This is a genomic window from Lachnotalea glycerini, from assembly GCF_003201285.1.
Classification (GTDB): domain Bacteria; phylum Bacillota; class Clostridia; order Lachnospirales; family Lachnospiraceae; genus Lachnotalea; species Lachnotalea glycerini.
In genome coordinates this window covers 87,355-109,650 of the sequence record NZ_QICS01000009.1, presented here as the reverse complement: position 1 = coordinate 109,650, position 22,296 = coordinate 87,355, and the positions used below count along the sequence as shown (strand labels likewise).

General features: G+C 40.0%; 21 protein-coding genes. 17 read left to right on the top strand and 4 right to left on the bottom strand.

Features of this window, described 5'->3' with window-relative positions; translation table 11 throughout:
- The 8 genes from C8E03_RS15650 to C8E03_RS15615 form a co-directional block, all read left to right on the top strand.
- Nucleotides 1-1,702, top strand: a 1,702-nt coding sequence (locus C8E03_RS15650) for an LPXTG cell wall anchor domain-containing protein (protein ID WP_207657811.1), incomplete at its 5' end; no start/stop codon positions are given.
- 17 nt (nt 1,703-1,719) lie between these two features.
- Nucleotides 1,720-2,664: a class B sortase gene (locus tag C8E03_RS15645; RefSeq protein ID WP_242993589.1), complete on the top strand. Its 945-nt coding sequence runs from the start codon at nt 1,720-1,722 to the stop codon at nt 2,662-2,664.
- Nucleotides 2,665-3,116: 452 nt separating this feature from the next.
- Complete coding sequence (locus C8E03_RS15640) at nt 3,117-4,475, top strand: aldehyde dehydrogenase family protein (RefSeq protein ID WP_110291522.1); 1,359 nt, start codon at nt 3,117-3,119, stop codon at nt 4,473-4,475.
- 11 nt (nt 4,476-4,486) lie between these two features.
- Nucleotides 4,487-5,602 carry a 4-hydroxybutyrate dehydrogenase gene (locus tag C8E03_RS15635; protein ID WP_094376064.1) on the top strand — a complete coding sequence of 372 codons (1,116 nt, stop codon included), beginning with the start codon at nt 4,487-4,489 and terminating at the stop codon, nt 5,600-5,602.
- 66 nt (nt 5,603-5,668) lie between these two features.
- The gene (locus C8E03_RS15630; RefSeq protein ID WP_094376065.1) at nt 5,669-7,123 is read left to right on the top strand and encodes a 4-hydroxyphenylacetate 3-hydroxylase family protein; all 1,455 of its coding nucleotides are present in this window, start codon (nt 5,669-5,671) and stop codon (nt 7,121-7,123) included.
- Nucleotides 7,124-7,163: 40 nt separating this feature from the next.
- Nucleotides 7,164-8,480, top strand: coding sequence for an acetyl-CoA hydrolase/transferase family protein (locus C8E03_RS15625; RefSeq protein WP_110291521.1), 1,317 nt, complete (start codon nt 7,164-7,166; stop codon nt 8,478-8,480).
- A gap of 3 nt (nt 8,481-8,483) precedes the next feature.
- Nucleotides 8,484-9,791, top strand: coding sequence for an acetyl-CoA hydrolase/transferase family protein (locus C8E03_RS15620; RefSeq protein WP_094376067.1), 1,308 nt, complete (start codon nt 8,484-8,486; stop codon nt 9,789-9,791).
- Nucleotides 9,792-9,812: 21 nt separating this feature from the next.
- Entirely contained in the window at nt 9,813-10,136 is a 324-nt protein-coding gene (locus C8E03_RS15615) for a hypothetical protein (RefSeq protein ID WP_242993587.1), read from the top strand.
- Between the two features lie 67 nt (nt 10,137-10,203).
- On the opposite strand, the gene C8E03_RS15610 is transcribed toward C8E03_RS15615, so the two are convergent.
- Complete coding sequence (locus C8E03_RS15610) at nt 10,204-10,491, bottom strand: NifU family protein (RefSeq protein WP_242993585.1); 288 nt, start codon at nt 10,489-10,491, stop codon at nt 10,204-10,206.
- Between the two features lie 110 nt (nt 10,492-10,601).
- Between C8E03_RS15610 and C8E03_RS15605 the strand changes: the two genes are divergently transcribed.
- From C8E03_RS15605 to C8E03_RS15565, 9 genes are read left to right on the top strand one after another with little or no spacing between them, the layout of a single operon-like run.
- The gene (locus C8E03_RS15605) at nt 10,602-11,492 is read left to right on the top strand and encodes a LysR family transcriptional regulator (RefSeq protein ID WP_110291520.1); all 891 of its coding nucleotides are present in this window, start codon (nt 10,602-10,604) and stop codon (nt 11,490-11,492) included.
- An 11-nt stretch (nt 11,493-11,503) separates the two neighbouring features.
- A complete protein-coding gene (locus tag C8E03_RS15600) occupies nt 11,504-11,818 on the top strand; it encodes a hypothetical protein (protein ID WP_110291519.1) in 315 nt (104 codons plus the stop codon).
- A 17-nt stretch (nt 11,819-11,835) separates the two neighbouring features.
- Entirely contained in the window at nt 11,836-12,072 is a 237-nt protein-coding gene (locus C8E03_RS15595; protein WP_094376070.1) for an acyl carrier protein, read from the top strand.
- A gap of 54 nt (nt 12,073-12,126) precedes the next feature.
- The gene (locus tag C8E03_RS15590; RefSeq protein WP_094376071.1) at nt 12,127-13,200 is read left to right on the top strand and encodes a LuxE/PaaK family acyltransferase; all 1,074 of its coding nucleotides are present in this window, start codon (nt 12,127-12,129) and stop codon (nt 13,198-13,200) included.
- Nucleotides 13,190-14,407 carry an acyl-CoA reductase gene (locus tag C8E03_RS15585; protein ID WP_110291518.1) on the top strand — a complete coding sequence of 406 codons (1,218 nt, stop codon included), beginning with the start codon at nt 13,190-13,192 and terminating at the stop codon, nt 14,405-14,407. Before C8E03_RS15590 ends, C8E03_RS15585 begins: the two co-directional genes overlap by 11 nt.
- Nucleotides 14,394-15,821, top strand: coding sequence for an AMP-binding protein (locus tag C8E03_RS15580; protein WP_110291517.1), 1,428 nt, complete (start codon nt 14,394-14,396; stop codon nt 15,819-15,821). The genes C8E03_RS15585 and C8E03_RS15580 overlap by 14 nt, the downstream gene beginning before the upstream one ends.
- A 42-nt stretch (nt 15,822-15,863) precedes the next feature.
- Nucleotides 15,864-17,015 (top strand): acyl-CoA dehydrogenase, encoded by a 1,152-nt coding sequence (locus tag C8E03_RS15575; protein WP_094376074.1) that lies wholly within the window; start codon nt 15,864-15,866, stop codon nt 17,013-17,015.
- 12 nt (nt 17,016-17,027) lie between these two features.
- The gene (locus tag C8E03_RS15570; RefSeq protein WP_094376075.1) at nt 17,028-17,816 is read left to right on the top strand and encodes an electron transfer flavoprotein subunit beta/FixA family protein; all 789 of its coding nucleotides are present in this window, start codon (nt 17,028-17,030) and stop codon (nt 17,814-17,816) included.
- Nucleotides 17,817-17,834: 18 nt separating this feature from the next.
- The gene (locus tag C8E03_RS15565; protein ID WP_110291516.1) at nt 17,835-18,878 is read left to right on the top strand and encodes an electron transfer flavoprotein subunit alpha/FixB family protein; all 1,044 of its coding nucleotides are present in this window, start codon (nt 17,835-17,837) and stop codon (nt 18,876-18,878) included.
- A gap of 149 nt (nt 18,879-19,027) precedes the next feature.
- Here the strand turns inward: C8E03_RS15565 and C8E03_RS15560 are convergent, their stop codons facing one another.
- The 3 genes from C8E03_RS15560 to C8E03_RS15550 form a co-directional block, all read right to left on the bottom strand.
- On the bottom strand, nt 19,028-20,068 hold the full coding sequence (locus C8E03_RS15560; protein WP_170123018.1) for a carbohydrate-binding domain-containing protein: 1,041 nt from the start codon (nt 20,066-20,068) through the stop codon (nt 19,028-19,030).
- Nucleotides 20,069-20,259: 191 nt separating this feature from the next.
- The gene (locus tag C8E03_RS15555; RefSeq protein ID WP_110291514.1) at nt 20,260-21,618 is read right to left on the bottom strand and encodes a sensor histidine kinase; all 1,359 of its coding nucleotides are present in this window, start codon (nt 21,616-21,618) and stop codon (nt 20,260-20,262) included.
- A complete protein-coding gene (locus C8E03_RS15550) occupies nt 21,615-22,289 on the bottom strand; it encodes a response regulator transcription factor (protein ID WP_094376079.1) in 675 nt (224 codons plus the stop codon). The genes C8E03_RS15555 and C8E03_RS15550 overlap by 4 nt, the downstream gene beginning before the upstream one ends.
- Nucleotides 22,290-22,296 lie beyond the last annotated feature (7 nt).

The window sequence follows — 22,296 nt, the reverse complement described above, 5'->3', positions numbered from 1 at the left end:
TTTAAATTCAACATTTGTGAATTCAATAATGAAAACGCCAGTTGCCACAGCAGGGATTGGCTATGTGGATGCAAGTAATGTGTATTCTGGTGCAACCATAACGTTATATACTTTATCAGGTGATACAGTATCCTCAAGCCCAACTGCAAATGGAAATGAAACGTATCGTTTTAGTGGACTGACGGCTGGAAATACATATTATGTTGGTCAGAGTATGAATGGTGTTATAAGTGCTGGATCTAGCAGCGTTACAGTGCTAGCCCCATCAGCCCCATCAGCACCGACAGTGACAGCAGGACTAGAGAGTATAGAAGTAAGCAATTTCACCTCAGGAGCTAATCTCAAACTCTATTTCACAACGGGAGGTACTGCTCTTGCGACAGCGGCAAATGTAACAGATGCAACGTATACCTTTGAAAATGTTGAACCAAACATCACGCAGTACTATGTGACACAGACAGTGGATGGATTAGAAAGTGTAAATTCAACATTTGTGAATTCAATAATGAAAACGCCAGTTGCCACAGCAGGGATTGGCTATGTGGATGTAAGTAATGTGTATTCTGGTGCAACCATAACGTTATATACTTTATCAGGTGATACAGTATCCTCAAGCCCAACTGCAAATGGAAATGAAACGTATCGTTTTAGTGGACTGACGGCTGGAAATACATATTATGTTGGTCAGAGTATGAATGGTGTTGTAAGTGCTGGATCTAGTACCGTTACAGTGCTAGCCCAATCGGCCCCATCAGCGCCGACAGTGACAGCAGGACTAGAGAGTATAGAAGTAAGCAATTTCACCTCAGGAGCTAATCTAAAACTCTATTTTACAACGGGAGGCACTGCTCTTGCGACAGTGACGAATGTAACAGATGCAACGTATACCTTTGAAAATGTTGAACCAAACATCACGCAGTACTATGTGACACAGACAGTAGGCGGATTAGAAAGTGTAAATTCAACATTTGAAAATTCAATATTGAGAACACCTATTGCCACAGCGGGAATCGGCTATGTGGATGTGAGTAATGTGTATCCTGGTGCAACCATAACGTTATATAATTTAGCAGGTGATGCAGTATCCTCAAGTCCAACTGCAAATGGAGATGGAACGTATTGTTTTAGTGGATTGACGGCTGGAGATGCACATTATGTTGGGCAGAGTATAAATGGTGTTGTAAGTAATGGATCTAGTATCGTTACAGTGCTAGATACATCAGAGCAGACAGAGACTTATATAATCACAGCAGGAGCAAATGGTACACATCAAGTTGACAGTGATGGAACTCTTACCATTACCTGCTCAGGGGCACTGTCTGATCTGACAGGCATTTACGTAGATGGCAATTTAGTGGATCCCTCTCATTATACTTTAAAATCTGGAAGTACGATTCTGACATTACATGCAGATTACCTTAATAGTTTAAGCACAGGAACGCATACATTAAGTTTTCAGTATAGTGAAAAATCCGCTTCAACTACATTTATAATTAAAGCGGCAAGTACGACGGACAGCAGTACGACGGACAGCAACACTACAGATACCAGTACAGAAGCTGCAAGTTCAACTGATACCACTTCAACCAAAGATGATGTACCTAAAACAGGAGAAAGTTCATTTACATGGCTATTTATGATTATTATGATAAGTGGGACAGCGTGTATCTATCTTGGAAAAAAACGTAAACTTTTAAAATAGAAAAAGAGGTTGTATAGATGAATCTTACGAGGATTTTAAAGGAGGTTTATAGAGCAAAGCGTGAGATGGGATATCATTTCGATTTTATGCCCTTGTCAGGTATAGGAAGCAGCAAAAGGGTGATACTACAACGAATCTTTATGTGCATATTTGTGATAAGTATAATAGCAATGGTTGGAGTGCTGACAAAGCAGGCAACGGAGGATAGAAGATTGGCAGATCAGCAAAATTTATTGATGCAAGCGAAAGTTTCTGCTGCAAAAGAATTTGAACTTACAACTGCTGGCGTAACGAATGTGTTGGTTACTACTGATTGGAATAAAAGAGGATTGAAACTTGCGCCAGAGATATTGCCGGAGTACCAGTCACTTTATGAACAAAATAAAGATATGGTCGGTTGGCTCAAGATAGAAGATACGATAATTGATTATCCAGTCATGCAGACACCAGAGGATGAAAATTATTACTTGAATTATGATTTCTATGGAGAAGAGAATCAAAACGGCTGCCTGATAATGGATACCGATTCAAACGTTGGTAGTGGGACATCTCTTTATACCTACGCAAATGGTAGTAAACCCTCTACGAATCTCATTATTCATGGGCATACCATGAAGTCAGGAATGATGTTTGGTAACCTGAAATTCTATGAGGATGAAACGTATGGGAGGAAGCATAACCTCATTCAGTTTGACAGCCTCTATGAGAAGAGAGAATATGAAGTAATATCAATATTTTATTCGCAAGTATATATGAATACGGATGAAGTATTCAAATATTATAAGTTTTTTCAGGCCGACACACGAGAAGAGTTTGAAAATTTTTACAAAAACATAAAGAGTATGTCCTTGTATGATACAGGGGTGAGTGCAGAGTATGGAGATGAGTTCATAACCCTGTCCTGCTGTTCCTATCAGGTAGAAGATGGAAGATTTGTGGTGATCGGGAAAAGAATTAGGTAATAAAGTATTGCAAACAATAGATGGACATATAATGCAGGCCAAACGCACGAAAGAGAATTAAAAAGTTGACGATTAGTTGAGTGATGATTTGTAAAATCATCACTCATTTTTTGCATTATATTAAAAAATGAGCAATATTTACACAATATTAATTAAATATTCTAACTTATTTCTATACAAAAAGTGCAAAATGTTATAAAATAGCCTAAACTGGCATTAAAATTTTTAACTTTTAATTGTTAAGCAAATAACAAAATAAAAAACAGAATATTCGTCATTTTGAAACGCATATCATGATATTTGTCCACTATGATTCGTTAAAGTGCAATAAAATACCATAAAAAAATCATATTGTTTATAATAAGTTATTAGTATTTCTCTTCAAATCACAAAAGCGTTAGAATAATTATAGGAAACAATGTTAAAAAAATAACTAATAAGGAGGAGTCAAAATGAGTAATATTATTCAATCTTTGGTAGAACGTTCTAGAAAAGCACAGCAGGTTTTATGTACCTATGACCAGAAAAAAACAGATGAAATTGTAAAGATGTTTGGAAAGGTGATTTCCGAACATGCAGAGTCATTGGCAAAGCTGGCGGTGGAAGAAAGCAGAATGGGTGTTTATGAAGACAAGGTTGCAAAGAACAAAGCAAAATCCAGAATTATTTGGAATGCCTTAAAAGGAAAGAAATCTATAGGTATCATTGGAAGAGACGAAAAAGCAGGGTTAATTGAGGTGGCTAAGCCAATGGGAGTGATTGCAGCAGCAACACCTTGTACCAATCCGATTGTAACACCAATGTGCAATGCCATGTATGCAGTAAAATGTCAGAACAGTATTATTATTGCGCCCCATCCCCGCAGTAAAAAATGTGCCATAGCGGTAGCGGATTTATATTATAAGGAATTAGACCGCATGGGGGTGCCAAGAGATATTTTTCTGGTAGTTGAAGAACCCAGTATTGAATTGACCAATGAGCTGATGGCCGCTTGCGATGCGGTAATTGCTACTGGTGGAATGGGAGTTGTAAAATCAGCTTATTCCAGCGGAAAACCAAGCTATGGTGTAGGTCCTGGAAATGTTCAGGGACTGATAGATGAGGGGATAGATTATAAGGCGGCAGCAGGACGTATGATAGCCAGCCGTATCTTTGATAATGGGATTATCTGTTCCGGTACCCAGAGTATCATAGCTCCTCAAAAAGATTACGACACTGTAATAAAAGAATTTATTTCTCAGGGTGCTTATTATGTAGACGACCAGACCGTGCTTAACAAGCTGGCAGAAGTGGTATTTCCAAACGGTGTGATTAACAAAAAGGTAGTCGGACAGTCAGTGCAGACGATAGCAAAACTGGCTGAGATCACTGTTCCTGAAAATACAAAGGTTTTGGTAGTAAAACCTGAAATGCACGGTGCAAGTGTGGTATGGAGTAAGGAAAAGATGTGCCCAATTATGGCTGCATACAGCTATAAGACATGGGAGGATGCTGTACAGATTGCATATGAAAATCTTATTTATGAAGGGGAAGGACACACGGCAGATATCCAGTCAGATAATCAGGAGCATATTGAATATGCAGGAGTGAAATTACCGGTAAGCCGTGTGGTAGTCAACCAGACCAGTTCAAGTATGGCAGGAGGAGCCTTTGCAAATTCTCTAAATCCTACCACAACCCTTGGATGTGGCAGCTGGGGCAACAACGCAATCAGTGAAAACTTGTTCTACACCCATCTGATGAACAAAAGCCGGATTGCATTTGTTAAGAAAGATTGGAAGCAGCCATCAGATGAAGAAATATTTGCTTAGGAGGATATGGCATGAATGAAATTATCTTAAAGTCTCAGATTTCATATTTTAATACTTGTTCAGAATTTGCAAAAGAATTTAATCTGGGAAGTCAGGACTTAGTGTTGACGAATGAATACATATATCAGCCATATTTCGGTCATTTGGGTCTGAATATTTCTACCATATTTCAAGAGGAATACGGTGCTGGAGAACCCACGGATATCATGGTGGATGCCATTATAAAAAAAGCAGATAAAATGAACTGTAAAAGAATCATTGCAATTGGCGGAGGTACCGTCATTGATATTGCAAAAGTGCTGGCAGTATCGGCAGGAGAGTCTCTGGATTCTCTTTATGCCAATCCAAAGAATATAAAAAAGAAGTATCAACTGGTCATTCTGCCAACGACCTGCGGGACTGGAAGCGAGGTAACAAATATATCTATTATCAACAGAACCAGGCTTGGTACAAAGGTGGGACTTGTATCTCCACATATGTATGCAGACCATGCCGTACTGGTACCTGAACTTTTGACAGGACTTCCATTTTCAGTATTTGCAACCAGTTCCATTGATGCACTGGTTCATGCAGTAGAATCAAGTCTTTCTCCTAAGGCAACGTCTTATACAAAGCTGTTTGGATATCAGGCAATTGAAATGATTCTAAAAGGGTATCAGGTCATTGCTGCCGATGGAAAAGAAGCAAGGTTACCACTGATGAAAGACTTTTTAATTGCCAGCAATTATGCAGGAATCGCATTTGGAACCGCAGGCTGCGCGGCAGTCCATGCCACCAGCTATCCTTTGGGAGGAACCTACCATGTGGCTCATGGAGAAAGCAATTATGCGATGTTTACCGGTGTACTGAAAAATTATATGGAGATTCGTCAGGATGGTGAGATTGCCGTCTTGAACCAGATATTATCCAGATTGCTAGGCTGTGATATCCATGTGGTTTATGACAAACTGGATGAACTGTTAAGTACAATTATTCCCAAAAAACCACTTCATGAATACGGTGTTAAGCCGGAGGATTTACAGATTTTCACAAAGAGTGTTATGGAACAGCAAAGCAGACTCATGGCAAATAATTTTGTACCGTTAAATGAGAAGAGGGTTTTAAAAATTTATCAGGAACTATATTAATATGAATAGATGCTTGTATTCCAAATCAAAGAAACTGATTTGGAGCAAGCAAAAGGAGAGGAAATCATGGCATTAATGACAGGGGAAGAATTTGTAGAAAGCATGCGTAATATGAAGCTGAATATTTATATGTTTGGAGAAAAGATTGAAAACCCAATCGATCATCCAATTTTAAGACCATCCCTTAATTCAGTAAAAGCAACATACGATTTGGCACAGATGCCAGAATATGAGGATTTAATGACAGTAACTTTGGATGATGGGCGTAAAATCAACCGGTTTACTAACATTCACAAAAGCACCGATGATCTGATTAAAAAGGTTAAAATGCAGAGACTGTGTGGTCAGAAAACTGCTTCTTGTTTCCAACGCTGTGTGGGAATGGATGCTTTTAACGCAGAGTGGTCAACAACTTACGAGATTGATCAAAAGTATGGGACTCATTATCATGATAATTTTAAAAAATATCTTAGCATGGTTCAAGATAAGGATTTAACCGTGGATGGAGCTATGACAGATCCAAAGGGTGACAGAGGATTGGCACCCCATGCACAATCTGATCTGGATCTGTATTTAAGGATAGTAGAACGTCGTGACGATGGAATCGTAGTAAGAGGAGCAAAGGCTCATCAGACTGGAATCATCAATTCTCAGGAAGTGATTGTTATGCCTACCGTTGCTATGGGACCGGATGACAAAGACTTTGCAGTATCCTTTGCAGTTCCCACCGATGCAAAAGGAATTACAATGATTATCGGAAGACAGTCCTGTGATACAAGGAAGCTGGAAGGCTCTCAGATGGATGTTGGAAACAGTGAATTTGGTGGAGTGGAAGCGCTTGTGGTATTTGATGATGTATTTGTTCCCAATGACCGCATCTTTATGAATGGAGAGTTTGAGTTTGCAGGAATGCTGGTTGAGCGTTTCGCAGGATACCATAGACAGTCCTATGGCGGATGTAAGGTAGGTGTGGGAGATGTTTTAATTGGTGCAGCCGCATTGGCAGCAGAATATAATGGAGTTCCAAAGGTTTCTCACATTAAAGATAAATTAATCGAAATGACTCATTTAAATGAAACATTATATTGCTGTGGCATTGCCTGTTCAGCCGAAGGAACACCGACAGAATCAGGAAACTATATCATTGATCTTCTACTTGCCAATGTATGTAAACAAAATGTTACCAGATTTCCATATGAGATTGCCCGTCTGGCAGAGGACATTGCCGGAGGTCTTATGGTAACAGCTCCTTCAGAAAAGGATTTAAACGATCCTGAGATTGGCGGCTATGTGAAGAAGTATTTAAAAGGAATTGACGGAGTGTCTACAGAGAACCGCCTTAGAATTTTGCGTTTGATTGAAAATTTGACACTTGGAACTGCAGCAGTAGGTTATCGGACAGAATCTATGCATGGTGCAGGCTCCCCACAGGCACAGCGCATTATGATATCACGTCAGGGCAACATTGGAAGGAAAAAAGAGCTTGCCAAAGCTATTGCTAAAATAAAAGAACAGGAATAAAGGTCTTTGAAACAAGTTATATGTGGGAGGTTACATAAGTATGGATTGGAGAAAAATATATACATCAAAACTGAAAACCATGGAAGAAGCCGTTAAGACAATAAAATCTGGTGATCATGTAGTAATTGGTCATGCAGTGGGAGAACCAGTTAAATTGGTTGATGCAATGGTGGATTATGCGGTTAAGGCTGATTTACAAGCAATTGAAATTTATCAGCAGGTAGATATGGGGCATTCCCTCTATGCACAGCCAGGAATGGAAAAACATTTTAGAGAAAAAAGCTTTTTTCTAGGGGCAAAAACCAGAGACTGTGTCAACAGCGGACGAGGAGATTTCACACCTTGCTACTTTTACCAGACGCCTGATTTTTATCGGAATATAAAACAGCCGGATGTGGTACTGGCAACGTTGTCTTTGCCCGATGAAGACGGATACTGCAGCTTTGGGGTTTCCTGTGACTATACAAAACCGGCAGCAGAGGTAGAGAGTGCAAAACTGATTGCAGTCTTAAATCCAAATATGCCGCGTACCTTGGGGGATAGTTTTATACATGTAAGCGAGATAGATGTAATTGTAGAAGATGATACACCGATACCAGAGCTAGGACTTCCTAAAATTGGCGAGGTAGAGATGGCGATAGGAGAACATATTGCCTCCTTAGTAAACGATGGAGATTGTTTGCAGCTTGGAATTGGAGGCATTCCGGATGCAGTTTTAAAATCCCTTAAAGATAAAAAGGATCTGGGTATTCATTCGGAGATGATTTCGGATGGTGTGATTGATTTGTATGAGAAAGGGGTTATCAATTGCCGGGCAAAGAATTTCAATCGGGATAAAATGGTGGTTTCATTCCTTATGGGAACGAAACGGCTGTATGATTTCGCAGACGACAATCCAGGCATTTATATGGCACCGGTGGATTATGTCAATCATCCGGTAATTATAGGGAAAAACGATCACCTGGTTTCCATCAATTCCTCTGTTGAAGTAAATCTAATGGGTGAGGCATGTTCGGAAGCTATGGGGTTAAAGCAGTTTTCAGGAATCGGCGGTCAGGTAGACTTTATACGAGGTGCTTCATTCTCAAAAGGAGGAAGATCTATATTAGCCTTTCCTTCCAGCGCAAGAAAAGGCACAATTTCAAAGATTGTTCCGTATCTGACTAAAGGAGGTACCGTAACTACCAGTAGGAATGATGTTGACTATATTGTAACAGAATATGGAATCGCTAAGATGAAGGGAAATACCCTCAGAGAGCGGGCAAGCCAGCTAATTCGAATTGCAGCCCCACAGTTTCGGGATGCGCTTGCAGAAGAATTTGAGAAGCGTTTTGCAGAAAGATATCAGGAGGTGTAATTGATGGACTGGAGAAAAACGTATGCTTCAAAGTTAACATCCCCTCAAGAAGCAGTAAAAATAATAAATTCCGGTGATACAGTGTTAATTGGTCATGCGGCAGCAGAACCGGATTTGCTTGTAAGTGCAATGGTAGATTACGTAGTGGAACAAGATTTAAGGGATATCCACATCGTCCAACAGCACGACTTGGGGATATGCAAATATTTTAAGCCCGGGATGGAAAAACATTTCAGGTATTCCTCGTTATTTATAGGAGCCAGAAGCAGAAGCTATATTGCAGAGGGAAAAGGAGATTATGTGCCAGTTTTCTTTCATCAAATTCCTGATTTCGTGACCAATACAGAATCGGCAGATGTATTTCTTGTAACTTTGTCCCAACCAGATGACCATGGTTACTGTAGTTATGGTTTGTCCTGCGATTTTGGAAAGGAAGTTGGAGAAAGACCTGAAACGAAAGTAATTGGAGTTATAAACCCTAATATGCCAAGAGTCATGGGGGATAATTTTATCCATGTAAATAAACTGGACTCTATTGTTGAAAGTGAGGAACCCATTCATGAACACAGCCGTCCGCCTATTGGGGAAGTAGAAGAGAAAATCGGAGCCAATATTGCCGGTCTTGTGCGTGATGGAGACTGTCTGCAGCTTGGAATCGGTGCAATTCCAGATGCAGTTTTAAAGTTTTTGGGAAATAAAAAAGATCTAGGCATCCATTCAGAGATGATTTCCGATGGAATTATGGATCTATATGAGACAGGCGCAATTACCGGAAAGAAGAAAAATATAGACAAAGGCAGGATGGTAATTACATTCATGATGGGGACAAAAGAGCTGTATAATTTTGTAAATGATAATCCAGCTATCTGCATGAAGCCTGTAAGCTATGTAAATGATCCATATGTTATAAGTCAGAATGATAATGTGGTATCGATAAATTCGGCCTTGCAGATTGATTTGATGGGGCAGGTCTGCGCGGAGTCAATCGGACTGAAACAGTATTCTGCTGTTGGGGGACAAATGGATTTTGTCAGAGGGGCTTCTGCCTCAAAAGGAGGAAGATCGGTCATTGCATTTGGAGCTACCACCAAGGGAGGAACCATTTCAAAGATTGTACCTTTTCTGACAAAAGGAGCTGCAGTAACCACAAGTAGAAATGATGTGGATTATATTGTAACGGAATACGGAATCGCCCACTTAAAGGGAAAATCTCTGAGGGAGAGGGGGAGAGAACTGATAAAAATTGCTGCACCACAATTTCGTGATGAGCTGATGGAAGAATTTGAAAAACGTTTTGGGGAAGCATTCTAATAGTGAATAAGGGGGAATTACATGGACATAACAATGATATCAAATTTATTGGAAACACTTATGATCATCGGATTTGGAATATCTTGGCCATTTTCGATATATAAATCTTATGTATCCAAAACTGCAAAAGGAAAGAGTTTGCATTTTGAATTTTTCATATGGCTGGGGTATATTTTTGGAATTGCCAGAAAAGTTATTTTATTTTATGAGCTGCCATCTGCCTGTGACTGGCTGTTCTTTTTATCCTGGTTTTTCTACTTCTTAAATTTTGTAGAAATATCATATGATATGTGGCTTTACAAAAGAAATGTAAAATTAGATAAAGAAAGAGATGGTGGTATATAAATTATTATGTTACAGACCCGGAATATAGATTCCGGGTTCAGAACATAAAATTTGATACAAACAAAGATTATGACTGATGCCCCAGTATCTTGTGTGCCATGTCAAGCAGTTCTGGATTGATTTCTTCTACCAGAACAACGTCTTGAATGGTGGGAAAAGCGGACTGGACCTCATATGTAATCAGTTCTTCATTTGTACTGTGGGCAGCAGGACATCCAAAACATTTACCGGTTAGTCTTACTTTCAGGATCTGATGTTCCAGACTTTGTATCGTTATATTACCACCATGCTCTTCCAGAATGGGACGCACTTTTTCATCAAGTAATGCTTCGATTTGTTTTACCATAGACTCCATATGAAACCTCCTTTGCATAGTAGTTTATCAGTGTGTGGAGCATTTGTCAATTATGACAGAAATATAATAACTATTAACGCAGACAAAAAATAAAAGAAAGAAGTAATGGTATGACTGCTAATTTTGAACATTATAAAGTTTTTTATTATGTGGCTAAATATAAGAATTTCACCAGAGCAGCCAATGCTTTGGTAACCAGCCAGCCATCCGTAACTTATTGTATGCAAAATTTGGAAAACGTGTTAGGTTGTAAGCTTTTTATCCGATCTAGAAAAGGGGTCAAGTTAACAGAAGAAGGAGAATTGCTTTATAGCTACGTTGCTCCAGCATGCAAACAACTGTTTCAGGGAGAAGAAAAACTGGGGGAACTTCTGGGCGAGCAGCATGAATACATAAATGTAGGAGCCACACAGATCGCCATGTTATCTTATCTAGTGGCAAGGCTGAATCTATTTCAGGAACAATATCCACAGGTAAAGCTTAATATTTTTAATCATAACACGCAACAGACATTAAATGAGTTAAAAGCCGGCAAGATCGATTTGGCTATCATAACAACACCTTTTGACCTGGAACAAACATTAAAGGTGGTAAGGGTTAAGCCCTTTAACAGTATATTAGTGGGAGGGACTAAGTATAAGGAGTATGGACTCGATACGGTGTACCTTTCAGAGCTGACAAAACTTCCGCTGATTACTATGTCCAGTTCCACAACCACGTTTTCTTTCTTTCAGGGATTTTACCGATCCTGTGGGTTAACGATGCAGCCTGCAATTAAAGTAGCGACTATGGATTTGATTCTTCCAATTATAACAAAGAATCTTGGTATTGGTTTTGTTCCGGAAGAGTTTGCCCGTCCTTATATAGATCAGGGAGAGATTGTTGAGATCAAGCTTCATGAACCAATTCCGGAAAGAAATATCTGTATCGTAAGCGATACGAACCGTCCTTTGAGTCCGGCCGCCAAAAAACTTCAATATATGCTTGAATTTCAGGAATAAAGGAGGGTCTAATGGTAATTGGAATCAAGTATTGTGGTGGCTGTAATCCGGTATATGACAGAGTTAAGCGAGTAAGAAGATTTATAGAAGAGAATCCTCTTTATGAATACGTAGGAGCATCTAGTAATCAATCCTGTGATTACTGGATGGTAGTATGTGGATGCAGCAGAAGATGTGCCACAACCTCTAAATTAACAGCAGATAAGAAATTATTTGTTTTATGGGATGAAGAGAGTTTTCTTCGTATGGAACAGGAATTAAAAGTAAACGAGAAGGAAAAACAGTCACCAGATGAGGACGAAAGAGTTGTTTTGTATGAATCATGAAAGGAAGGTAACAGACTATGACAAATTTAGAAAGATATAATCAACTGTTTGTCCGGGATTTGAAAATAAAGGAAGAGGCTTTGTCCGGGCTAAAATACAGAGGAACCCAGTTATGGGATTCACTTGGACATATGGAGTTAATATCTGATTTAGAAGAAGTATTTGATATACATATCAGTACCGCAGATGTGATGGATTTTTCCTCCTATGAAAAGGGAAAAGAGATTATGAAAAAATATGGTGTAGCCATATAACCTTTACCGAAGTTCTGACATACATAATTGCTTTGATACCAGGAGGTGAAAAGATTGGATTATGAAAAAATTCTGAGCAGGAAGCCTTACTCACTTAAAAAAGAGGAAAAAAGTAAGTTGTATGGAGAATGGCTGGCAGAACTGACTGCTTATCATAGACAGCATTGTGAGCTATACAACAAATTCCTAATCATGCTGCAGATACCAGAAGAAGTTCAAAGCAAGGAAGAAAAGATTCCTATGCTTCCGGTTGGATTATTTAAAAATATGGAATTGAAAAGTGTACCTTGCCACATGGTAAACAAAACCGTGACTTCCTCAGGAACAAAGGAACAGAAAGTATCTAAAATTTATCTGGATGCAGATACAGCAACCAACCAGCAGAAAGCACTGGCAAATATAGGTGAGGATTTCTTTGGAGCATCGAGATTGCCACTTTTGATCATTGATCGTCTTGATGTACTGAAAAATCGAGAGTTATTTTCAGCAAGAGGTGCTGGGATTCTTGGATTTTCTATCTTTTCATCAAGAATCGGCTATGCACTGAATCAAGATATGAAATTAGATTTAAATGGGATAGAGAAATTTCTTAATGGCTGCCAAGAAAACAAGATACTAATCTTTGGGTTTACCTATATAATCTGGGAGTATTTTTATGAGGTGCTTAGACAATCTGGAAAAAAGCTTAACCTAAAAAATGCCATACTAGTACATGGAGGCGGTTGGAAGAGGCTTTTGGAAAAGTCAGTATCCTCCGGCGAGTTTAAGAAAAAAATCCGGGAGGTGACAGGTATAGAAAACATACACAATTACTACGGAATGGCAGAACAGACAGGCTGCATCTATATGGAATGCTCCTGTGGCAACTTTCATGCCAGTATTTATTCGGATGTAATCATGAGAAGACCAGAAGATTTTAGTCCTTGTAAAATTGGGGAGAAAGGGATCATTCAGGTTTTGTCACCTCTTCCTTATTCGTATCCTGGACATTCAATTTTAACAGAAGATGAAGGAATCCTACTGGGAGAAGATGATTGTCCCTGCGGCCGCCTGGGAAAATATTTTAAAGTAACAGGCAGAATACGGCAGGCACAGATAAGGGGGTGCAGTGATACCTATGAAAGGTGAGGTTAAGGTTATGGCAGGAGTGGAAAATCTGCTGGCAGAGCCATGGGAGCCTTTTTGTGAACCTGTACTGGAATTTTTAAATCAGTTGTCAGTAATCATTCGAAAAGACTATGGGGTGAATGCATATCAAAGGAAAGAGACAAAAGCCTTTGGGTTCTGGTGCAGAAGAACCCATATGGAGGAATTTAAAAAAAGGTATCAAGATAAGGGAGTACGTCTGGGCAGAGGTATTATTTTTCATATTCCGGCATCCAATGTACCAATATTGTTTGCTTACAGTCTGGCTATGGGACTGCTGGCAGGAAATAGCTGTGCAGTACGGATTTCATTAAGAGCACAAAAACAGGACTTAGAGCTGTGTCAAAGAATGGATTCACTTTTGAAACAGCCAGAGCATGAAAAACTAAAAGAACGAATCATCGTATTCACCTGTGACAGAGAACAGGAATTGATTCACAAATGGATAGAACAGTGTGATGGGTGTGTCATATGGGGAGAAAACAAAACCATAATGTCGCTGCGAAGCATGCCCATGAAACCCGATGCAGTGCAGATGATGTTTCCGAACCGTTATTCAATTTGTATTCTGGATACTAGGAGCATGAGTGTCATTTCGGAGGGTGAACTTGAGGAGCTGGCGCACCGTTTTTATAATGACACGTATGCCGTGGATCAGAATGCCTGTTCAAGTCCAAGGTTTGTTTTGTGGAACCAGAAAAAGGAGACAAAAGCAAACCAAAAAGCACGAAGAAAATGGTGGGAAGCAGTAGTTAGGGCAGCAGCCGGATATGAGATAACAGCTCATAAGGCAACTTTAAAATACGAAGCTTTATGCAAGTTTGCGATGGAATTCGAAGAAGCCATAAAAATCGAACGTTATGACAATCTGCTGTATACCATTATGCTGCAGAAGATACCCAATAATCCATTTCAGATTTTGGGAAACTGCGGAATGTTTTTCCAATGTGTGGGAGAGTGGCAGGATTTTATCCAACCATTGGCGGTCAGGCAGCTTCAGACAGTAACCTATTACGGTATCAGAGGAAAGGATTTGACCGATTATGTGTTAAACAATCATCTCTATGGAGTCAACCGGGTGGTACCTATAGGGCGAGCTATGGATATGGATCTGATTTGGGATGGGCAGGATTTTGTTACGACACTGTCTAGGCAGATTAGCCGGGAGGATTGTGATGCAACTGTTTGAAATGGAAAAATCATATAGTGACCGTGTCCTTGCTCTGGATGAAAAGAACAGGGTGGTTACCTATCAGGAATTGGATTCCTTTGCAGAGGAATTTTATCAAAACATTGGTAAAAAAAGTCTGGTTTTCATTCTGTGCAGCAATACGATAGGTTCACTTCTAGGATATCTTAGCTGTCTGAAAACAGGAGTCGTTCCCCTGATGCTTGCAAGCCACATTCATGAGAAATTATTGACGAGACTGTTAAACGAATATCAACCTGACTTTCTATATGTGCCGGTTTCCTGTTTGGATAAAGTAAGTGAGAGCGAAATCGTGTGGAAAACATGGGGATATTGCTTATGCCGCAGAAAAGTGAAACAATCCATACCTCTTTATGAAGAACTGTCCTTGCTTTTGACAACATCAGGCAGTACGGGAAGTCCTAAGCTGGTGAGGCAGAGTGGAGACAATATTGATGCGAATGCTGCGTCTATTTGTAAGTATCTAAATATTGATAAAAACGAAAGACCCGTTACAACACTTCCTATGAATTATACTTACGGTTTGTCCATCATTAACAGTCATGTTTTAAAGGGCGCTACAATTTTACTTACAAATCAGGGAATGGTAGAACGGGATTTCTGGAATTTTGTAAAAGAAAAGAAAGCCACTTCCTTTGGTGGAGTTCCCTACACATACCAAATTCTAAAACGAATTGGTTTTATGGATATGGACTTACCGAAGTTAAAAACCATGACTCAGGCAGGAGGAAAACTTTCCTTGAACCTTCACAGGGAGTTTGCCTTATATGCAGCAAGGACAGGAAAAGAATTTATAGTCATGTATGGACAGACAGAAGCTACGGCGCGCATGGGATATCTTCCGTCTTTTAAGGCAGTAAAACAATGTGGAAGCATAGGGATTGCGATACCGGGAGGCAGATTCTGGTTGAAAGATGAGGAGGGTAAGGAGATTTTAAAAGCGGATACCGAGGGAGAGTTGGTATATGAAGGAAAAAATGTAGCCTTGGGATATGCAGGCTGTGCAAAGGACCTGAAAAAACAGGATAATTGGAAAGGAATTCTATATACAGGTGACATAGCAAAACGGGATATGTCCGGTTACTACTACATAACAGGCAGGAAAAAGCGGTTTATCAAGTTATTTGGAAACAGAATCAATCTGGATGAAGTAGAGCGTATGTTAAAGGATTCCTTTGAAGAAGTTGACTTTGCGTGTATAGGTGTAGATGATCAATTGATTATTTATACAGACATTACCAAAGAAAATGGAAAGGAACTGATTTTGGATTACTTATTTCAAATGACAGGAATCAATGCAAGGTCAGTCATAGTAAGGTATTTGAATCAGATACCGAAAAATGAAGCAGGAAAGACCCTTTATGGAGAGCTGGATTCCAAATCAAATCTATGAAGGCGATTATAAGGATTGTTAGATAAAATGGAGGAGCAGAACATGGATTTTAATTTATCAAAAAAACATCTTCTCGCACAATCCCTCTACAGAAGTTTTACTGAAAATGAAGTAAAGCCTCTGGCGATAGAGGTTGACGAGACTGAAGAATTTCCCAGAGAAACCGTCAATAAAATGGCAAAGTGTGGTCTGATGGGGATTCCCGTCCCCAAAGAATATGGTGGGCAGGGATGCGATGTGCTTTCTTACATTATGTGTGTAGAAGAATTGGCAAAGGAATGTGGCACAACATCGGTAATCTTATCTGCCCACACATCTCTTTGTATCGATCCTATTCTTACTTACGGTACAAAAGAGCAGAAGCTAAAATACATTCCTGAATTGGCTTCAGGAAGAAAACTTGGTGCCTTCGCATTAACGGAAGCAGGAGCGGGAACCGATGCTCAGGGTCAGCAGACAAAAGCAGTTTTACAAGGAACGCAGTGGATACTAAACGGAACAAAATGTTTTATTACCAATGGAAAAGAAGCAGACATTTATATTGTAATAGCAGTAACCGGTATAGTAGAAAAAAGAGGCACGAAAAAGAAAGAAATATCAGCGTTTATTGTTGAAAAAGGAACACCTGGGTTCAGCTTTGGAACAAAGGAAAGGAAAATGGGGATCAATGGATCATCCACATACGAATTAATATTTAATGACTGTTGTATTCCAAATGAAAATATGTTAGGAGCAAAAGGAAAAGGATTTGGTATCGCAATGCATACCCTGGATGGTGGACGAATCGGAATTGCCGCTCAGGCACTTGGTCTGGCGGAAGGTGCATTTGATCATACGGTAAAATATGTGAAAGAAAGAATGCAGTTTGGCCGTTCCATTGGTCAATTTCAGAATACACAGTTTCAACTGGCGGATATGGCGACTAAGATTGAAGCAGCAAAGTTGCTTGTATACAAGGCAGCGAAAGCAAAAGAAAATAAGGATTCTTATAGCGTTGAGGCGGCAATGGCTAAATTGTATGCTGCAGAAACAGCCATGGAAGTAACCAGGAAAGCAGTACAGCTGCATGGTGGGTACGGATATATCAAGGAATATGAGGTAGAGCGGATGATGCGTGATGCCAAGATTACCGAAATCTATGAGGGTACCTCAGAAGTCCAACGTATGGTGATAGCCGGAAACGTTTTGAAATAAGGAGGATTAAAAGTGAAGATAATTGTTTGTGTCAAACAGGTGCCTGATACAAAAGGCGGAGTAAAATTCAATCCAGATGGGACCTTAAACCGGAGTGGAATGCTGGCAATTATGAACCCGGATGATAAGGCAGGTCTTGAGGCAGCTTTGCGGTTAAAAGATCAGTACAAAGCAGAAGTAACGGTGATTACCATGGGACTTCCCAAGGCGGATGAGGTTTTACGGGAAGCACTGGCTATGGGAGCGGATCATGGGATTTTAGTAACGGATAGAGTATTGGGAGGGGCAGATACATGGGCGACATCATCAACTCTGGCCGGAGCGATCAAAAATCTGGAATATGATTTAATTATTACAGGCCGTCAGGCAATTGACGGGGATACAGCACAGGTTGGTCCCCAAATTTCTGAACATCTGAATATTCCTGTGATTTCTTATGCACAGAATTTGAGGATTGAGGATAAAAGTGTGATAGTAAAACGTCAGTTTGATGACAGATATCATGTAGTGAAAGTTCAAATGCCTTGTCTGATTACTGCACTTTCCGAACTGAATCAGCCTCGTTATATGACACCGGGTGGTATCTTTGATGCCTACGATGTTGAACTTACGGTATGGAAAAGAGAAAATTTAAAGGAAGTAGATGACAGTAATTTGGGGTTAAAAGGCTCGCCTACACAGATTGCAAAGGCATCCGATAAGGTGAGAAAAGGAGCAGGAGAAGTAGTAAAACTTGATGTTTCAGATTCCGTTGCTTATCTTATGGATAAGTTGACTGAAAAACACATTATTTCATTATAAGGAAAAGTGGTGAATAAAATGGATTTACAAGAATACAGAGGGGTATCTATTTACGCGCAGCAGGTTGATGGGCAATTAAGTAGAATATCATTGGAACTTTTGGGAAAAGCTAGGGAACTGGCTGACGAATTAGAGACTGATGTGACAGCGGTTTTAATCGGATCAAATGTGAAGAATTTGGTACAGCCGCTTGCACAATACGGAGCAGATAAAGTAATCATTATTGACAATCCCATACTAAAAGATTATAGGACAGAGCCATATGCTCATGCACTTGCTAGTATGATTAAGACATATCATCCGGAGATTATGCTAGTTGGAGCAACAGCCATCGGAAGAGATCTTGGACCATGTGTCTCCGCTCGTGTAGCTACAGGTCTGACTGCAGACTGTACCAAGCTGGAAATTGGAGATTTTCCTATTAATCCGGTAGCTGGCAAAGAACAAAAACATCATCAGCTTTTAATGACACGTCCAGCTTTCGGTGGGAATACAATTGCAACCATTGCATGCCCCAACCACCGTCCACAGATGGCAACAGTAAGACCTGGGGTTATGCAGGCAATGAAACCGATACGAGAAGCAAAGGCCGTTGTGGTGGAATACGATCCGGTATTTGTTTGCAATCATAAATATGTGGAAATTCTGGATATTGTGAAATCAGTGGCAGAAACAGTAGATATTATGGATGCTAAAATTTTAATATCCGGTGGTCGTGGAGTTGGAGGATCAGATAATTTCAAAATATTGGAAGAACTGGCGGCTGCTATACAAGGCGAGGTAAGTTGTTCACGCGCCGTTGTAGATGCAGGGTGGAAGCCAAAAGAGTTACAAGTGGGGCAGACGGGCAAAACGGTACGGCCCAATGTCTATTTTGCCATTGGTATTTCTGGTGCAATTCAACATGTAGCAGGAATGGAAGATTCAGATATAATAATTGCGATTAACAAAGATGAAAATGCGCCAATTTTTGATGTTGCGGACTATGGAATCGTAGGTGATTACAAAAAAATCGTACCCGAATTAACAAAACAGATTCTAAATTTAAAAATGGCCAAATAAGAGAAATCTTAACTATTACCTGTTTCACAGTTTTAAGTGGAGCAGGTAAATTTTATTACATAGGAATGTTCTACGAATATCCTGCTTATAGGTTTACGATTTAAAAAAGACAAGGCAGATCGCCTTGTCCTATCTTCATATATTAGCGTTTATTCGGAAATTGCTACTCCATTCACGTTTACCACTGCAGTATCGCCAATGGTTTTTTCTGTGAATACCAATCCATCATCATCTGTCTGGATTTCTACGGTTCCGCCAAGAATGTCAATCGTTCCATCAGATTTAATTCCATTGTTTAAGGTAGCAATTGAAATTGAGCCATCAGTAATTTTTACACCGGAAATAGCCGAAATGCCTTCATCAGTAGCTGTGATATTCAGTGTTCCGTTGTTTATTTCAATGTAGCCTAAAGACAATTCCATGTCATTTGTGGCCTTAATCCCATCGCCACCAGCATTAACCGTAATGCTGCCGCCGTTTACCATCAGGTAGTCTTTGCCTTCAATGCCGTGATTGGTTGATGTGACAGAGATATTGCCGCTTTCTATCAACAAAGTGTCTTTGCTGGTAATTCCATCGTTGTAATTGGCATTCACGATAAGGCTTCCTGTACCGTTAATTGTCATATCAGATTTGGAAAACAGGGCAGCATCCGGATCAGTCGCAGGGTCAATCAGGTCATATGCAGTGCCGTCAGTAATTGTGTTGGTGGAACCTTCCGCCAACGTGATTGTCACATTCTCAGCCTCCTTAATATAGAGTGGCGAAGATGTGGAACAGGTGATATTCGTGTTATTTAAAACCAGAGTGACCTCGTCAGCCGTGTCCACTATAATTTGTCCATCATCAAGAGTACCTTTGATTTCATAGGTTCCTGCTGTCACTATTGTGGCGGTTGATCCATCCACATTGACATTGGTCCCGGCAGAGATGGAAGAACCATTAAGTGTTATCACGTTGTCGGTGCTGTCGACACTGCTGTTGTTTTCGGTGTAGTCGACACTGCTGTTGTTTTCGGTGCTGTCGACACTGCTGTTGTTGTTGGTACTGGTGTCATTGCTGATGGTAGTGGTGTTGGTACTGGTGTCGTTGCTGCTAGTTTCTGCATCAGTGTTTGCTTGACAGCCTGTAAGACAAATAGAAAGCAGCGCTATAGCTGTTATTGATGTTAAAATATTTTTATGTTTCATTTTCATTCTCCTTTAGTCATACTTAGTTTCTAGATCATATTACGTAATAATTATAAATACTCCTTTCGATGTTCTGTTTATAGAATAGCATTCCTAAATTAGAGAATCATTAGAATGAAACATTCCTTCTTCTTTATCATAATAAAATCCCATTCCATTATTGATATATTAGAAAAAGTTAAATCGTTATTTTATTTTTCAGCCGGTAATTCTACCGTAAAGACACTGCCCAGATCGGGTATGCTCTCCGCTTGTACCTTGCCACCGTGAAGTTCTGCAATCTGTTTGACCATTGCCAGACCTAGTCCAAGTCCTGTTCCTTTTGCAAAGCTGCGAGATTTATCGGCTCGGTAAAAACGGTTCCAGATTTTTGAAAGTTCATCCGGCGCGATACCAATACCATCGTCTGCTACGGACAGAATAACAGCGTTATCGCTTTCTTTCAGACTAACTGTGATCGTTCCGTTGTCTTTGCCATAACGGAATGCGTTTCGAATCAGATTTTCAAGCATTCGGGAAAACAGTGTTCTATCAACCTTATATATAATATCTGGTTGTATAAATTTGGTCAGTGTTATGCCTTTCTCACCGATTTCCTCATACTCTTTGCAAACATAGGACACAAGCTTGCTTAGTTCAACCGTTTCGAAAGAGATTACCTCTGTTTGCTGCTCCATCCGGGTAAATTGTAACAGGGATTCAATCAGGTGTGAAATACGGTAGCCCTGTTTTTGAATTGCACCAATCGCTTCGTACAATTCCTGTTCACCAGAGGCATTTTCAAATGCATATTCACATTGAGCTAAAATAGTAGCCACTGGTGTTCGCAGCTCGTGGGAGGCATCCGAGGTAAAACTTCGCTCTGCCTCAAAGTTTTTTTCAAGCCGGGCAAACATCCGGTTAAAGGTTTGGGCAAGCTGGTATAATTCATCACCATTGTTATCAATGTCAATTCGCTTTGACAGGTCGCCGCTGCTGCCTATATCTTCCGCTGTCTTACTTATTTTTTTGATAGGATGCAAGGAGCGTCCGGCAAACATATAGCCACCAACAGCAGCCAGAATAATTAATATTGGCAGCATGATCAGTACAGCACGGTATACGGCTGATGAAGTTATGGCATTACCACTTTCCAAAACAACACCGCGGACCCAAAGATCGGCGTGTTTTTTCGAGGTAATTAATTGATCGTAGATAAGATAGGTTTCTTTGCCAATGCTCACCGAACGAATGTTTGCATTCTCAAAGGTTTGACTTTCCAATTCGGTGTAGGGGGCATAACCACTGAACTTTTTACCGGTGCTGTCAAATACAAGGCAGTAAACGCCATTACTGAAAGAAACAAAATCATCATCTATATCAACCTCTCCATCGTCATATTCAACTTCTCTGGTATTGTCTTCCACGAGGGAAATCAACATGCCTCTGGTTTCCTGGGATACGGTAGAATTTGAAATTAGCGCGATAAAGACAAAGACTACTGTCGACAAGATAATCATAAAAACGGTAAACCATATTGTGATTTTCATCTTAATTGTTAACTTTTTCATTCTTCCACCTTCATGCAGTAACCAATTCCGCGAACGGTATGGATGAATTTAATGTCATGCCCTTCATCAATTTTCTTTCGTAAATAGGTGATATAGACATCAACCACATTGGTTCCTCCTTCGTAGTCATAATTCCACACATGATCCTCAATTTTTTGGCGTGATAACACCTTATTTTTATTGCGCATCAAATATTCCAAAAGAGTGTACTCTCTCGCTGTCAAAGTAATTTCCTTATCCGCACGTTTCACAATGTGGGATTCTGCATCAAGGGTCAGGTCGGCGAGGGTATAGATATTAGTAGGATTACCTGTGGCAACACGGGTCATAGCTCGAAGTCTGGCAGCCAGTTCGTCAAAGGAAAAGGGCTTCACAAGATAATCATTTGCGCCGGTATCAAGCCCCTTTACTTTATCGTTAATCGTGTCCCGTGCGGTTAGGAAAATGATGGGTGTCAGGTTCCCTTTGGTACGTAATTTCTGCACGACCTCAAGCCCATCCAACTTCGGCATCATGATGTCCAAAACTGCGGCATCATATTGTACGGCTTCCAAATAGTCAAGGGCGTCCTGACCATTAAAACAGCTATCCACTGCATATTCCTCAGCGCGAAGCTTTTTTACTATGATTTCATTTAAATCTATATCATCTTCCGCAATCAGTATTCTCAAAGTTATC